The 14260-nt window shown below is 68.6% G+C and carries 11 protein-coding genes; 2 read left to right on the forward strand and 9 right to left on the reverse strand.

Annotation, left to right across the window (positions count from 1 at the left end; all coding sequences use genetic code 11):
• The first annotated feature begins 40 nt into the window (after window positions 1-40).
• On the forward strand, window positions 41-658 hold the full coding sequence (locus tag Scani_RS36245; protein ID WP_030075726.1) for a GNAT family N-acetyltransferase: 618 nt from the start codon (window positions 41-43) through the stop codon (window positions 656-658).
• A gap of 83 nt (window positions 659-741) precedes the next feature.
• Here Scani_RS36245 and trxA read toward each other — a convergent pair whose 3' ends face one another.
• The 7 genes from trxA to Scani_RS36280 all read right to left on the reverse strand — a co-directional run bounded on the left by trxA (window position 742) and on the right by Scani_RS36280 (window position 10427).
• Window positions 742-1068 (reverse strand): thioredoxin, encoded by a 327-nt coding sequence (gene trxA / locus Scani_RS36250; RefSeq protein WP_030075727.1) that lies wholly within the window; start codon window positions 1066-1068, stop codon window positions 742-744.
• A gap of 46 nt (window positions 1069-1114) precedes the next feature.
• Window positions 1115-2086, reverse strand: a complete 972-nt coding sequence (gene trxB / locus Scani_RS36255) for a thioredoxin-disulfide reductase (protein WP_159481906.1) — start codon at window positions 2084-2086, stop codon at window positions 1115-1117.
• A 114-nt stretch (window positions 2087-2200) separates the two neighbouring features.
• On the reverse strand, window positions 2201-3148 hold the full coding sequence (locus Scani_RS36260) for an anti-sigma factor family protein (protein ID WP_159481907.1): 948 nt from the start codon (window positions 3146-3148) through the stop codon (window positions 2201-2203).
• Window positions 3145-3840: an RNA polymerase sigma factor SigM gene (sigM, locus tag Scani_RS36265; RefSeq protein ID WP_159481908.1), complete on the reverse strand. Its 696-nt coding sequence runs from the start codon at window positions 3838-3840 to the stop codon at window positions 3145-3147. Before sigM ends, Scani_RS36260 begins: the two co-directional genes overlap by 4 nt.
• Before the next feature lie 227 nt (window positions 3841-4067).
• Window positions 4068-5789 (reverse strand): protein kinase family protein, encoded by a 1722-nt coding sequence (locus Scani_RS36270; RefSeq protein ID WP_159481909.1) that lies wholly within the window; start codon window positions 5787-5789, stop codon window positions 4068-4070.
• Between the two features lie 107 nt (window positions 5790-5896).
• On the reverse strand, window positions 5897-8125 hold the full coding sequence (gene murJ, locus Scani_RS36275) for a murein biosynthesis integral membrane protein MurJ (RefSeq protein ID WP_159481910.1): 2229 nt from the start codon (window positions 8123-8125) through the stop codon (window positions 5897-5899).
• Between the two features lie 46 nt (window positions 8126-8171).
• Window positions 8172-10427, reverse strand: coding sequence for a DUF6049 family protein (locus Scani_RS36280; RefSeq protein ID WP_159481911.1), 2256 nt, complete (start codon window positions 10425-10427; stop codon window positions 8172-8174).
• Window positions 10428-10700: 273 nt separating this feature from the next.
• Between Scani_RS36280 and Scani_RS36285 the strand changes: the two genes are divergently transcribed.
• Window positions 10701-12176, forward strand: coding sequence for a CCA tRNA nucleotidyltransferase (locus tag Scani_RS36285; protein WP_159481912.1), 1476 nt, complete (start codon window positions 10701-10703; stop codon window positions 12174-12176).
• 110 nt (window positions 12177-12286) lie between these two features.
• Here Scani_RS36285 and Scani_RS40305 read toward each other — a convergent pair whose 3' ends face one another.
• Window positions 12287-12874, reverse strand: a complete 588-nt coding sequence (locus Scani_RS40305) for an LppU/SCO3897 family protein (RefSeq protein ID WP_174872798.1) — start codon at window positions 12872-12874, stop codon at window positions 12287-12289.
• 110 nt (window positions 12875-12984) lie between these two features.
• Window positions 12985-14244 (reverse strand): MFS transporter, encoded by a 1260-nt coding sequence (locus tag Scani_RS36295; RefSeq protein WP_159481913.1) that lies wholly within the window; start codon window positions 14242-14244, stop codon window positions 12985-12987.
• Window positions 14245-14260 lie beyond the last annotated feature (16 nt).

The following is a 14260-nucleotide window of genomic DNA, read 5'->3' on the forward strand; positions in this document are numbered from 1 at the left end:
TTCGTGGTGGGGCAGGCGAGGGAAGTGAGGACCTGGTTCCATGGGCCGTCGGCTCGTACCGCTCACGTTGGACAACCTTCCGGACCTCCCCAAGCGCTGCCGCTCCTGTGTCTTCTGGGAGCTCGACCCCGTCAGCGGCGAGGCCGCGGTAAAGGCGGGACGCCCGGAGCTCGAGAAGGAAGCCTGGATCTCGGCAGTACTGCTGGAGTGGGGGTCCTGCGGACGGGTGGTCTATGTCGACGAGGTGCCCGTCGGGTTCGTGATGTACGCCCCGCCGGCCTATGTGCCGCGCTCCACGGCCTTTCCTACGAGCCCTGTCTCACCGGACGCGGTGCAGTTGCTGACCGCGTGGCTGATCCCCGGCTACCAAGGTCAGGGGCTCGGTCGGGTGATGGTCCAGACGGTCGCCAAGGACCTCATCCAGCGCGGTTTCAAGGCGATCGAGGCCTTTGGTGATGCCCGCTGGAGCGAGCCGGCGTGTGTGTTGCCCGCCGATCATCTCCTCGCGGTCGGCTTCAAGACCGTACGGCCCCATCCCCGGTTTCCCCGGCTGCGCCTCGAACTGCGAACCACGATCTCGTGGAAGGAAGACGTCGAGTTGGCTCTCGACCGCTTGCTGGGAGCTGTGCAGAAGGAGCCGGCGCTGCGACCGTTGTAAGGCGCTCGGTTTCCCGTGAAACAGAAAAGGGCCCAGCCCCTGGTGGGGGCGGGCCCGTTTCCCGTGAAACGTAGTGCTGCGACTCAGGCGAGGTAGTCCGACAGGTCGCGCTCGATCGCAGCCTTCGGCTTGGCACCGACGATGGTCTTCACGACCTCGCCGCCCTGGTAGACGTTCATGGTCGGGATCGACATGACGCCGTACTTGGCGGTGGTTGCCGGGTTCTCATCGGTGTTCAGCTTGGCGATGACGATCTCGTCGTGCTCGGCGGCAATCGCCTCCAGGGACGGGGCGACCTGGCGGCACGGGCCGCACCAGGTGGCCCAGAAGTCCACGAGGACGGGCTTGTCGCTCTTGAGGACGACCTCTTCGAAGTTGTCGTCCGTGACGGTCACCGTGGCGCCGGCCATGGCAATCTCCTTACTCGGTGGGTGGTGGGAAAGCTGGGTGCGCGGATCAGACGGAAGCGGTCTTGTCCGGCTCGGGCGCTTCGCTGTCCGACAGCGCAGCAAGGAACCGCTCGGCGTCGAGGGCGGCGGAGCAGCCCGTGCCGGCCGCGGTGATCGCCTGGCGGTAGGTGTGGTCGACCACATCGCCGGCGGCGAAGACGCCCGTCAGGTTGGTCCGCGTGCTCGGCGCATCGACCTTGAGGTAGCCCTCGTCGTCGAGCTTCAGCTGGCCCTTGAACAGCTCGGTCCGCGGGTCGTGGCCGATCGCGATGAAGAGGCCGGTGACGGGCAGCTCGGAGGTCTCGCCGGTCTTGAGGTTGCGCAGGGTCAGACCGGAGAGCTTGCTCTCACCGTGGATCTCGGAGACCTCGCTGTCCCACACAAACTTGATCTTCGGGTCCGCGAAGGCACGATCCTGCATCGCCTTGCTCGCCCGCAGGGTGTCACGGCGGTGGACCACCGTGACCGACTTGGCGAAGCGGGAGAGGAAGGTGGCCTCCTCCATCGCGGTGTCGCCTCCGCCGATGACGGCGATGTCCTGGTCCTTGAAGAAGAACCCGTCGCAGGTGGCGCACCAGGAGACGCCACGGCCGGACAGCTCGTCCTCACGGGGGAGGCCGAGCTTGCGGTGCTGAGAGCCGGTGCTGACGATCACGGTCTTCGCCCGGTGCACATTGCCGGCGGTGTCCGTGACGGTCTTGATCTCCTCGGAGAGGTCGACCGAGACAATGTCGTCCGGCACGAGCTCGGCGCCGAAGCGCTCCGCCTGGGCGCGCATGTTGTCCATGAGGTCCGGCCCCATGATGCCTTCGCGGAAACCGGGGAAGTTCTCCACGTCAGTGGTGTTCATCAGCGCGCCTCCGGCGGTGACGGCACCTTCGAAGACCAGCGGCTTCAGGGACGCGCGGGCGGTGTAGAGCGCTGCGGTGTAGCCCGCGGGCCCGGAGCCGATGATGATCACGTTGCGGACGTCGCTCACGGGTGTCTTCCTTGTCTCTGCCGACTGCTTGCTGGGGCTCTCGGAACTCTCACCCCACCCAACGGATCCTACGGGGCGAGCATTCCCGGAGTGTCACAGCGCACTGCTCGTCGCTCAGTCTCGCTGGTACGAGTGAGACAGCAGGACCTTGCCGGGAGCCGGCGGTGTGGCAGAGACGCAGGAGGAACTGATGACGTACGCAGAGACGCGCTGCGCATTGGACGGGTCCGGCAGCACGACGAGGTAGGCGTCCTTGCCCTGGTACTGGGTGTGACGGGAGGCGAGCGGTGCCTCCGTCCGTCCGGTGCCCAGGCGGACACACGACGGAATGGTGTCGGCGCCTCCCCGCAGCGTCGACTCCGGAGAGGTGCGCGTGCCGACGTCCGGCGTCTTGTGTGAGCCCTTGGACGCCAGCAGATCGCGCACATGCGATCCAAGGCTGGCGGTGGTCAGCTCGGCTGCACCCTTCATGGTCTTCTGCGGAGTGGCCGTGGATCGATCATGGGGGCTTGCCTGGGTGCCGTCGACGGCGGCGTTTTGGATGATCAGGCCGCCGAAGCCGAAGACCGCTGCGGCGGCAGCGGTACCGAGCAGAATCCGGGGCCAGCGCCGTGAACGGGAAGAGCGGCTGCGGGGCGTCTGGCGGCCCGGCCCAGAGGATCCCTGTGGCCGTCCGGCCAGCCGGGTGGGCGGTGCGGCGCGACGGGGAGGCTCGTCGTCGGTTTCACGTGAAACCGCGACGGGGACGGTGGCTGTTTCACGTGAAACATGGACCCCGCCCGCGGGAGTGGTGGCGTCCAGCAGTGCCTCGGCGGCGAGGGCGGCATCGATACGCCCGGCCACATCGGCCGGCATGCGGATCGGGCCGGGGAGAGTTCCGAGCAGCGCCCGGATTTCTTCCAGGGACGCATAGACGTCATCACACAGCGGGCAGCTGGCGAGATGATGGCGCACATCCACGCTGCGAGCAGGGGAAAGCAGCCCGTCCGTGAGGTCAGAGATCTCGGAGACTTCCGGGTGCTCACCTGTGGGGTGCTCACCCGTGCCGGTCGTCGACGTCACGCTCGCCCACCTCCGCCCTTCACGGCACCTGTGTCGTTCGGCCCTGCCGTCGGTGGGACGGATGTCCCCTGCGCCCGGTTCCTTCCCCTGCTCGCGGGTTTGCTATCCCCGTTGTCAGCGCGCAGATGGGTGACCAAGGGAAGGAGTCGAGCACGGCCTCGTGCGCAGCGGCTTTTCACCGTGCCGGTAGGGATGTCGAGGATCTCCGCGGCTTCCGCCACGGGGTAGCCCTGCATATCGACGAGGACGAGCGCGGCCCGTTGCTCCTCGGGGAGCGTGCGCAGGGCGCTGAGCAGCTCCCGATGCAGATCCTGGCGCTCGACGGGTGCCGCGGCGGACTCCTCGGGCTCGAGAAGCTGCTCCAGCCGCTCGGTCTCGGCAACGGGTGAGGTGCGCCGCGAGGCGGCCTTACGGGCCCGGTCCAGACAGGCATTGACCGTGATGCGGTGCAGCCAGGTCGTCACGGCGGACTGCCCGCGGAAGGTGTGGGCCGCGCGATAGGCGGAGACCAGTGCGTCCTGCACGGCGTCGGCCGCCTCTTCGCGATCACTGAGAGTGCGCAGCGCCACCGCCCAGAGTCGGTCGCGGTGGCGCCGGACTATCTCCCCGAACGCGTCGGGATCACCCTTTACATGCAGGGCAAGGAGATCGGCGTCGGTTGGTGTCGAAGCCTTGTCGCTGTCGGTGGACACGGGCCCCCCGGCCGTAGCTGCCTGATCTCGGTCCAATTGAAGCCCGCCAGGTCAGGAAAGTAAATGCTGTCGAAAGGCGGCGGTGAGCAGGTGGGTGGCCGATATGAGCCGTTCTCACCTGGGCGTTCCGCACACAGGCGGCGGCCAAGGGTGTGGGGCTCCGACCGGAAGACCGGACCGGAGCCCCACACACTGTCCTGGACAGTCGTGCCGCCTTCACCGCCTGCTCAGCCGGTGAAGGACACCTCTGTCACACCCTGCCGGTACGCGGCACCGGTGTACCCCTCAGCCGGCGTATACGGCATCGCGGTGATCCATACGACGACGTAGCGCGCCTTTTCCGGCTGCTTCAGCTTGATCTTCGCAGTTGAGCCGTTGGTCCTGCCGGTGGCGAGCTGGCGCATGGAGCTGAGCGGCTGCGAAGGGGAGAGCGAATCGGCTGCGTAGAGCGTCACGGTCGTGTGATCGCCGGTGTAGTGCAGGCCGATCGACGCGCCGCTTATCTGCTGTTTCGAGCCGAGGTCGTAGACCAGGCCGACGCCCTTCTTGAAGGCCGGATTCAGGTCGGGTCCCTCGCGGTAGCCCCTGCTGCCCCAGTAGGTGCTGGGATTCCCGTCGATGGTGTCCTGCGCCTGATTCGCGTGCTGCGGCTGGCCGTCGGGGTAGTACTCCCCGGCCTCCACGATCTTGATGGGCTTGCCCGTGGCCTTCTTGGACGAGCCGCCGCTCGGCTGAGAGTTGGCCGGATCGTCGTGGTCGTTCTCCCGCTTCAGCAGGGTGTCCGCCAGCTGCCAGCTTCCCAGCCCCAGCGCCGCGATCAACAGCGCGGAGACGGACCACTTCAGCGCCCGGCCGGTGCGGCTCTGCAGCGGGGGCGGCGGAGTGACGACAGGCTGGGTCGCATGACTCGCCTGGGCGGGCCGCGTCGACGGCTGACCATAGGTGCCCTGCTGGTATCCCGTGCGCTGATACGGCGGAGGCGTGGTGAAGGAGGTCTCCGGAGGCCGGATACGCGGCATGGCCGCCACCGCCTTGGCCAGCTCCTCCGGGGTGGTGCACGGTTGCTCCTGGCGGGAGGCCGTGGCCCCGTCGTTGATCAGAGCGCGCATGGCGAGCTCGGAGAGCCCGCGGTGCACACCGGCGCGCACCTGATCGGGCGCGATCAGCCCGACACCCTTGGGCAGGCCGGTGAGGCCATGGGCGTCGTTCTCGTACGGCCAGCGCTGGGTCAGCGCGGCGTAGAGCAGCGCACCGATCGCCTCCGTGTCCGTGCGCTGCGGGTGCTCGCAGGTGATGCCGCGCAGCGCCGCCATGACGGCCAGCCCACGGATGCGGTACTGCCCGGACTCCGTACGCAGGACCGAGCCGGGGGTGATCCGCAGATGGGACAGGCCCTCGCGATGCGCGGCGGCCATGGCCTGGGAGACCTGGCTGACGAGCTGGTAGGCGTCGTGCGGCTCCAGCGGGCCGTTGGCGAGCACCGTGGTGAGCTCGGTGGCGTCCGGCAGCCACTCGTGGACCACGTAGACGAGGTCGTTCTCCTCGACGGCGTCCAGGACCTGCACGAACCGGGGGTCGCCCAGCAGCGCCGAGGAACGGGCGGCGGACAGGACCGGCCGGGCCCGCGGGTGATCGGCCGGCAGGATATGCACGCCGACGGCGCGGCGCAGCTTTTCGTCGACCGCGCGCCAGCTGCTGAATCCGTCCAGACGGGTGACGCACTCCTCGAGGCGGTAGCGTCTTGCAAGCTTGTGGCCGCTGTGCAGTTCCGGTGGCTGGGCTTCGATCGCCGCGGCACGCTCCTCGTCGGTGCCCTCGGCGTCGTTTTCCCTGCCGGATACCTTCTCGGCCTTAGCACCGTCGTCCGTAGCCTTGCCCGCCTTGGCGGTCAGCGGTTCCTCACCGCTCGTGTCAGCCACGTCGACGGCAGCCGTGCTCCGTTCCGCCACCGTCGTTCCTGCCTCCCCATCCGTTGCAGGCTCATCGAGCCAAGACAATTGTGCCCACAGTCCGCCACTATGCACGACACACGGTGGCAGTCGATGGTTGTGCTCAATCAACGCCCAAGCTTCGACCGGACCATGCCGACCAGGGCGTTCAGTTCCTCGATGCGCATTTTGCGTGCAGCTACGTAGAACACGGCCAGAAGTGCGGCGGCACCGGCGATCAGAGCGGCCAGCGACCCGAGGAATCCGGTGCCGAGTGCTTGCATGATGCCGTACACCACGGCCCCGGAGATGATCGTCGCCGGGATGCTGGCGCCCGCCAGCCGTGCGTAGGTCCGTACGACATGGGCGGTGTCGAGATCGCCGTCCATGCGCTTGCTCAGACGACGCCAGGCCACACCGACGCCGATGATGTACGCCAGGCCGTAGGAAGCCGCCATGCCGACCACGGCCCAGCGGGCGGGCAGGACCAGGAAGCACAGGCCGGAGGCCGCGGCGTTGACGGCCGCGACGATCACCGTGTTGTAGAAGGGCGTGCGGGTGTCCTCGTACGCGTAGAAGGCGCGCAGGACGACGTACTGCACGGAGAACGGGATCAGCCCCACGCCGAAGCCCATCAGCATGTAGCCCATCGGGATGCCGGCGCCGGACGAGCCGTAGACCAGCGTGCACAGCGGGATGCCGAGGGAGAGGAAGCCGAACGAGATCGGGACGATGGCGACGGCGGAGGTGCGCAGGCCCTGCGAGATGTCGTCGCGGACGGCGCCGGTGTCACCGTCGTGTGCGGACCGGGCCAGCCGCGGCAGCAGCGCCGCCATGACGGAGACGGTGATGATCGCCTGCGGCATGTTCCAGATCAGCTGGGCGCTGGCGTACGAGATGAAGCCGGTGCCCGGGTGACCCTGGTCGTTGGCGGTGTTGCCGGCCCAGGTGGAGAGCTGGGTGACGACGAGGACGCCCGCCTGGTTGGCCAGCACGAACAGCACGGTCCACTTGGCGAGCTTGGCTGCCTTGCCCAGGCCGTGGCCGCGCCAGTCGAAGCGCAGCCGGAGCTTGAAGTCGGCGTCGCGCAAGTAGGGCATCATCGCCAGGGCCTGGACGACGAGCCCGAGGAGCGTGCCGATCCCCAGGAGCCGGATGCCCTCGTCGGGAATCGTGGTGACCCCGATGTGCGAGGTCTTCGCCGTGCCGTACACCCAGATGAACAGGCCGAAGGTGGCGATCATGACGATGTTGTTGAGGACCGGGGTCCACATCATCGCGCCGAAGCGGCCGCGGGCGTTGAGGATCTGTCCCATCACGACATGCAGACCCATGAAGAAGATCGTGGGTACGCAGTAGCGGGTGAACGCGACGGCGACTTCGTTGGCCGCCGGGTCACGGGAGATGTCGAAGGAGACCAGTTTCACCAGCAGCGGCGCCGCCACGACGGCCAGGACCGTGAGCACGCCGAGTACCACGATGACCAGCGTCAGCAGGCGGTTGGCATAGGCCTCGCCGCCGTCCTCGTCCTCCTTCATCGCGCGCACCAGCTGCGGGACGAAGACCGAGTTGAGGCCGCCGCCGATGGTCAGGATGAAGATCATCGTCGGCAGCTGGTACGCGACCTGCCAGGAGTCGCCGAGCACGGCACCACCGAGGGCCGCGACGATCAGCGCCGAGCGGATGAAGCCCGTCAGACGCGACACCATCGTGCCGGCGGCCATCACCGCGCTGGACTTGAGCAGGCCGGACGCGCGGCCGCCGGAGGGCTTGCCGGCCGCGGCCACAGGGGCCGGCTCCGGTTCCGGTGCGGCCTGCTGCGGCACGGCCTCCGGTCCGGGTACCGCCCCGGCCATCGAGGGGCCGGCCGACGCGGGGACGGGCTGCTGGGGCTCGTAGGACTGCTGGTCCCGGTAGAGATGCGCGAAGGCGTCGGGTTCCGGGCGCTCGTCGGCCGCCTGCGTGATCAGGTCGTCCACACCGACGAACTGCGTCGTCGCGGCGGCGTCGCCGTACGGGAGGTTGCGGGTCGGGCCCTGCGGCTCGGGCGGCGGGGGCGTGGCCCACAGCTGCGGGTCGGGCGTGTGGCGGCCCGCAGCAGGCTGCTGGTAGAGCGGATGCGCGGGCTGCCCGGGGGGCGGCGGGGGGTGCGCGGCGCGGTCGTAGAGCGCCTCGGTCACCGGGTCCTGAGCCGTCGGGTCCTGGGCGCGGTGCGGATCGTTGCGGTAGGCGTCCTGGACATAGGGGTCCTGGGCGTACGGGTCCTGTTCCGCGGGCGGCGGGGGCGTCGGAGGGACCGGCCCCGTGGGGTCGCCGTTGGCGCCCCGGCCCCGGTCACCGTCGTACGGCGCATTCATCGCTGCCCCACCTCATCCGTCGCCGGCCATCCGGCCCCGCTACCTATCAACGGTCCACTTTCTCACCTGAGCCGGACGGGTCGGAGCTTTCCGATCCGGTGTCCGGCGTGGGGTCACTCGGCTGCTCCGGCTGGTCGCCGTCGGTGCCGCCGTTGTCGCCGTCCGTTCCTGTGTCGCCATGGGGCTCGTCGCCGTCGGAGCCGTCCTCGTCCCGCCGGGCGGCCGCCCGCTTGCGCTGGAGGTAGATCCGCACACCGGCGAGGACGAGCAGCAGCACACCGCCCGCGATGACGAGCATCACCGTTGCGGTGATCTCTGTGACGTTCACCTGGAACATCATGGGCTCACCGTAGGGCTTGCCGTCCGCGGTGTAGAGCTGGGCGGTCACCCATGCCCGGCCGTTGGCGTTCGCCGTGGTGTCGAACTTGAACGACTGGCTGTGCCCGCCGTCCACCGTGATCTGCTGTGACTTCCCCGCGTCCAGACGGTTGGGCTGGGACGAGGACAGCTTCAGCGTCATGTCCTTGACGCCTTGGACCAGGTTGTTCTGCACCGTCACCGGAATCGTGGCGCTGCGCCCGGAGAGCGTCGCCCCCGACTTCTGGATCAGGTGGACCTTCTTGGTCAGGCCTTCGAGATAGTTGCGTACGGAGTGCAGGTACGACCTGGCGCCGGTGGCCTCGCCCCGCCACTCCGTCGACATCTCGCGCATCAGGGCGTTGCCGAACGGGGTCACCACACGTTCCGGCTGGGCCAGGATCACCTGGAAGTCGTCCAGGGCGGCCTGGGTGCCCTGGATCTGCCGGAAGGCGTTGACGGGGAGTTCCTGCCTGCGCAGCGAGGACGGGTAGGCGGTACCGCTCGGCACATGGCGATTGGCCGCGGCGTCGGGCTTGGCCTTGGCCGCGCCCCCGAGGTTCAGCGACTGAGCCCAGCTGTCGGACTCGTCCAGGTTCCGCAGTGCGGTGGCCATGGCGTGGGCCTGGCTGACCGACGGCATGCGCTGCGGTGCGACGACGATGCTGCGCTGTCGGCCCGGGTCCTCGAGGCTGATCATCTGTGTCTGGGCGAGGAACTCCTGGACCGCATGGGCGGAGTCTCCGGCCTTCGACATATCGCCCTCGAAAGCCCGGGAGAGCTGCGCGTCCGCGACGACGGCGGTGTTGCCGCCGCCGATGGGCCGAGCCGCTGTCGGGGTGTAGGAGAGCCGGTCGGCGTCCCGCAGGCTGTCGCTACGGGTGATCACGTTGTGGGCACCGGCCGAGGTCGCGACGTCCACGATGGACGAGTCGATCGCACCGTCGACGGGCCAGGCGAAGTCCGTGCGGGGCTTGACGCCGAGGATCGTGTCGACGGTCTTGTCGGCGAGGTCGGTGGCCGGGCCGAGGTGACTGAGCGCGCTGGGCACGTGCTTGCCCTGGTGGGCGAGCGAGGCCAGGTCGGGGTCGGCGAACGGCAGCGCGACGACCTCGTGCGACTTGACCGCTTCCTCGAGGTCGTGCAGCCACTGCTTGGCGACCGCCTGGTTCTTGCCCATGGGGCCGTCCGGGCCGTTCACCCGGTACGACTTGGTCATCGCGTCGACGGTCGCGAGGAGGTCGGGATCGATGACGAAGGTCACCGGCAGGTTCTTGCCGAGCGCGACCATCTGCTGGAGCCGGCCACCGGGCGCGAGCTCGGCGGCCAGGTCGTCGTTGCGGAAGACCGGCGTCTGCTGGGCATCGGCGTCGGTCTCGGCCGTGAGATGGGTGCGGGAGATCAGCGGCCACATGTAGGTGAGCTGCGTCTTCTTCCCGCTGCCGGCCGCCTGCCAGGGCAGGAACGTCCGGTCGAAGCCGAGGACCTGACCGTAGGGCGCCGCCTGCGAGCGCCCCGACAGAGAGATGCCGATCTGATACACGCCGTTGTCGCCGAGATGGAGATCCTTGACCGGCACGCTGAGGCTGAAGGCACGGCTGACACCGGGTTCCAGCTTGCCGATCTTCTCGGTGTGCCCCTTGATCTCCTCACCGTCCGTGCCCGGCACGTAGCCGGTACGACGGGACGCATTCTCGATGGAGCTACGGCCGCCGAGCGTGGATCCCCGGTGCATGCCGACATGCGCGTCCGTGATCGCGCTGCGGCCGTCATTGGTCAGCGTGCCGGAGACGGAGACCGTGTCGCCCTTGGAGGGCGCGGACGGGGACATCGAATCGATGGTGACGTCGACGGTGCGGGAGCCCGTCGGGGCCGCCTGGGCGGAAGAAGCGTGCGGAACCTGGAGCAGCCCCACCAGAAGGAGCACTCCAGTGAGCAGTGTCACGGTCCTTCGCAGCCACCGGCCACGCGGCCGTTCAGTCCGCTGGAACCCTGCCGCCTCGGCCACGCGCTCGCCCGTCCCTCGTCGTCGTCAGTGGTCGTTCGGAATGTGCGTCCACGAATGGTAACGAGGCGCGCAGCGGCGGCGTGCCAGGGACTGCTCCACATGATCTCGGCGCAAAGGCCGCGTGCCCAGCCCGTTCCCCCGTATCGCGCCCAGGCTGTCCCCTTTATTACGTGACGCTTTGCACTGCGCGGCCACGTACCCTGTTTTGTTGTGCCGAACGCCAACAATGACCTCCCCGCCCCGACCGCCGAGCGGACCCCGCAGTCGACGAACGCGCTGAACCATGTGCAGCGCCGTGCCGTGAGCGAGCTGCTGAGGGTGTCCCCCGTCGCGGATGACCTGGCCCGTCGCTTCCAGGAGGCCGGGTTCACTCTTGCCCTGGTCGGCGGCTCGGTCCGGGACGCGCTGCTGGGCCGGCTCGGCAATGACCTCGATTTCACCACCGATGCCCGCCCCGAGGACGTCCTGAAGATCGTCCGGCCGTGGGCGGACGCGGTCTGGGAGGTCGGCATCGCCTTCGGGACCGTCGGCTGCAAGAAGGAATCATTCGACATCGAGGTCACGACCTACCGCTCCGAGGCGTACGACCGCACCTCCCGCAAGCCCGAGGTGTCGTACGGCGACTCCATCGAGCAGGACCTGGTGCGTCGGGACTTCACGGTGAACGCCATGGCGGTGCTGCTGCCGCAGAAGGAGTTCGTCGACCCGCACGACGGCCTGGAGGACCTGGCCGCGCGCGTGCTGCGCACGCCGGGGACGCCGGAGGAATCCTTCTCCGATGACCCGCTGCGGATGATGCGCGCCGCTCGCTTCGCCGCGCAGCTGGACTTCGAGGTGGCGCCCGAGGTTGTCGCCGCGATGAAGGCGATGTCGGACCGTATCGAGATCGTCTCCGCGGAGCGTGTGCGGGACGAGTTGAACAAGCTGATCCTGTCGGCGCACCCGCGCGAGGGATTGCGGCTGCTCGTCGAGTCGGGCCTGGCCGACCAGGTCCTTCCCGAGCTGCCCGCGCTGCGGCTGGAAAGTGACGAGCATCACCGTCACAAGGACGTCTACGAGCACTCGCTGACGGTCCTGGAGCAGGCGATCGACCTCGAGGAGGACGGGCCCGATCTGGTGCTGCGGCTGGCGGCTCTCCTGCACGACATCGGCAAGCCCAGGACGCGGCGCTTCGAGAAGGACGGTCGGGTCTCCTTCCACCACCACGAGGTGGTGGGCGCGAAGATGACCAAGAAGCGGATGACCGCCCTGAAGTACTCCAACGACATGGTCAAGGACGTCTCGCATCTGGTGGAGCTGCATCTGCGCTTCCACGGTTACGGCACGGGCGAGTGGACGGACTCCGCCGTCCGGCGGTATGTGCGGGATGCCGGCCCGCAGCTGAAGCGGCTCCACAAGCTGACGCGCTCGGACTGCACCACGCGTAACAAGCGCAAGGCCAATGCCCTGTCGCGCGCCTATGACGGGCTGGAGGAGCGCATCACGCGCCTGCAGGAGCAGGAAGAGCTGGAGGCGATCCGCCCGGACCTGGATGGCAACGACATCATGCAGATCCTGGGCATCCGTCCGGGACCCGAGGTCGGCAAGGCGTACAAGCAGATGCTGGAGATCCGGCTGGAGCACGGACCGATGGAGCGGGATGCGGCGATCGCTGCTCTGAAGGAGTGGTGGGCCACCCAGGGCTGATGTTTCACGTGAAACCGGCGTTCGGCGCACCCGCTCGTTTCACGTGAAACGTGGGGCGGTGTTTCACGTGAAACACCGCCCCACGGCGTATCCCAGGCGTGGGCCGCGTGCTACTTCGCCGAGGCCAGACAGAGCACCATGTGGGTGTCGGAACCCCTGCGTCGGTGCACGCTCTTGGTGTACGCCGAGCCGCTTGCGGGGCACACGGACGGGTCCGAGGTGTCATCGTGCACCGCGGTCACCTTGTACTGGGCCTCCGAGGTACCGCAATCAACGACCTCGAGGCCGTCGTCGAGCGAACTGCTGGACTTCTTCACACAGTCGCCGACCGCGGCGCTGCTCGCGTCGTCCATGCTGCTGATCCAGGCAACGCCGAGGAAGATCACTCCGAGGACGGCTCCGATAACCCTCAGGATCGTCTTGGGCGAACGCCGCTTGGCGGGCTGCGGCGGCGGTACGGGAGGCCCGCCCTGCATGAAGTGCTGCTGCGGCGGCGCGGGGTAACCCGGCTGGGGCGGTCCGTACGGAGCCTGCGGCTGCTGGGGGTAGGCGTATCCGCCCTGGGGCTGGCCGTAGGGGGCCTGGGGCGCCGGGGGTGCCTGCGGGTACGGGTTCTGTCCGTAGGGCTGATGCCCGTAAGGCGGCTGTCCGTAGGGTGCCTGGCCGTATGGCTGTTGGCTCTGAGGCGGCGTCGTCATGGATCTCCCCCGATATTGATGTGTACAGGCTCGTGTAGGACGTCCGTAAGGTATCTGGTCCGGCTGCCTCGACGCGGAGGCATGATCAGCTCGGAGAGAGCGGTGGGTCCTCAGCCGCGCCGGAATCGGACCAACGCCAGGGTGACCACCGCGTACAGGACGGTCACCACACCGAGCAGAGCGGCTGATCTTCCGTCCGGAGGCAGCATGAGGGCGGCGACCGCGGCGGCGCCGACGAAGGCGACATTGAAGAGAACGTCGTAGACGGCGAAGATCCGGCCGCGGAAGGCATCGTCGACCGACGACTGGACGATGGTGTCGGTGGAGATCTTGGTCCCTTGTGTACCCAGGCCGAGCATGAACGCGGCGGCCAGCATCGGGCCCGGCGTGAAGAACAGCCCGAGGGACGGCACCAAGACGGCTCCCATCGCGGCACAGCAGGCGATCCAGCCGAACGCGTCGAGCCGAGCGACGGCCCACGGTGTGAGGACAGCGGCCGTGAAGAAGCCCGCTCCTGACACCACGACAGTGATCCCGAGCAGCGCCAGGCCCTCCGACTCGGTGCTGGACCAGGAGTACCGGCACAGCATCAACACCGTCACCGTCAGGGCTCCGTAGCAGAAGCGGATCACGGTCATCGCGATCAGCGCCCGTGCCGGAGCACGCCGCTCGGCGAGATGACGCAGCCCGTCCGCGAGGCCTCGCACCGTGCTCAACAGGGCTTCGCGCAGGTGCGGCTGGAGGCGTGCGGGGTCGGGGCCGAGCAGCTGAGGCGCCATGCGCAGCGCGGTGAGGGCGGAACAGAAGTAGAGGAAGGCGGCGAGCAGCACGACGTACGCGTCCACATCCGAGCCGGCCAGCCGGACGGCGAAGGCGAGCCCGCCGCCGGCGGTCGCGGCGAGCGTTCCGGCGGTGGGAGCCAGGGAGTTGGCCATGACCAGTTGCTCTTCACCGTCGACCACGCGCGGGAGCGCCGCCGAGAGTCCCGCCAGGACGAAGCGGTTGACCGCGGTCACCGACAGCGCCGAGGCGTAGAAGAGCCAGTCGGGGGCCTTCGACACGATCAGCGCCGCTGTCGCCATGGCCAGCAGGGTGCGCAGCAGATTGCCGTACAGCAGGACCTGACGCCGCCGCCAGCGGTCGAGCAGTACCCCGGTGAACGGCCCCAGGAGGGAGTACGGCAGCAGCAGGATCGCCATGGCGGAGGCGATGGCCGTGGGCGAGGTCTGCTTTTCGGGCGAGAAGACGACGAAGGCGGCGAGCGCGACCTGGAACACCCCGTCGGCCGCCTGGGAAAGGAGCCGTGCGGCAAGGAGCGAACGGAAGTCGCGTAGCCGGAGTAATACGCGGAGGTCGCGCACAGCATGCATGAGGCACAGCCTCACA

The sequence above is a fragment of the Streptomyces caniferus genome, from assembly GCF_009811555.1.
GTDB classification, from domain to species: Bacteria; Actinomycetota; Actinomycetes; order Streptomycetales; family Streptomycetaceae; genus Streptomyces; species Streptomyces caniferus.

What these genes read in the sequence shown, in the direction of transcription:
- Scani_RS36245 (WP_030075726.1), top strand. Translation starts at nt 41, where the DNA reads ATGGGCCGTCGGCTCGTACCGCTCACGTTGGACAACCTTCCGGACCTC.
- trxA (WP_030075727.1), bottom strand. Translation starts at nt 1,068, where the DNA reads ATGGCCGGCGCCACGGTGACCGTCACGGACGACAACTTCGAAGAGGTC.
- murJ (WP_159481910.1), bottom strand. Translation starts at nt 8,125, where the DNA reads ATGAATGCGCCGTACGACGGTGACCGGGGCCGGGGCGCCAACGGCGAC.
- Scani_RS40305 (WP_174872798.1), bottom strand. Translation starts at nt 12,874, where the DNA reads ATGACGACGCCGCCTCAGAGCCAACAGCCATACGGCCAGGCACCCTAC.
- Scani_RS36295 (WP_159481913.1), bottom strand. Translation starts at nt 14,244, where the DNA reads ATGCATGCTGTGCGCGACCTCCGCGTATTACTCCGGCTACGCGACTTC.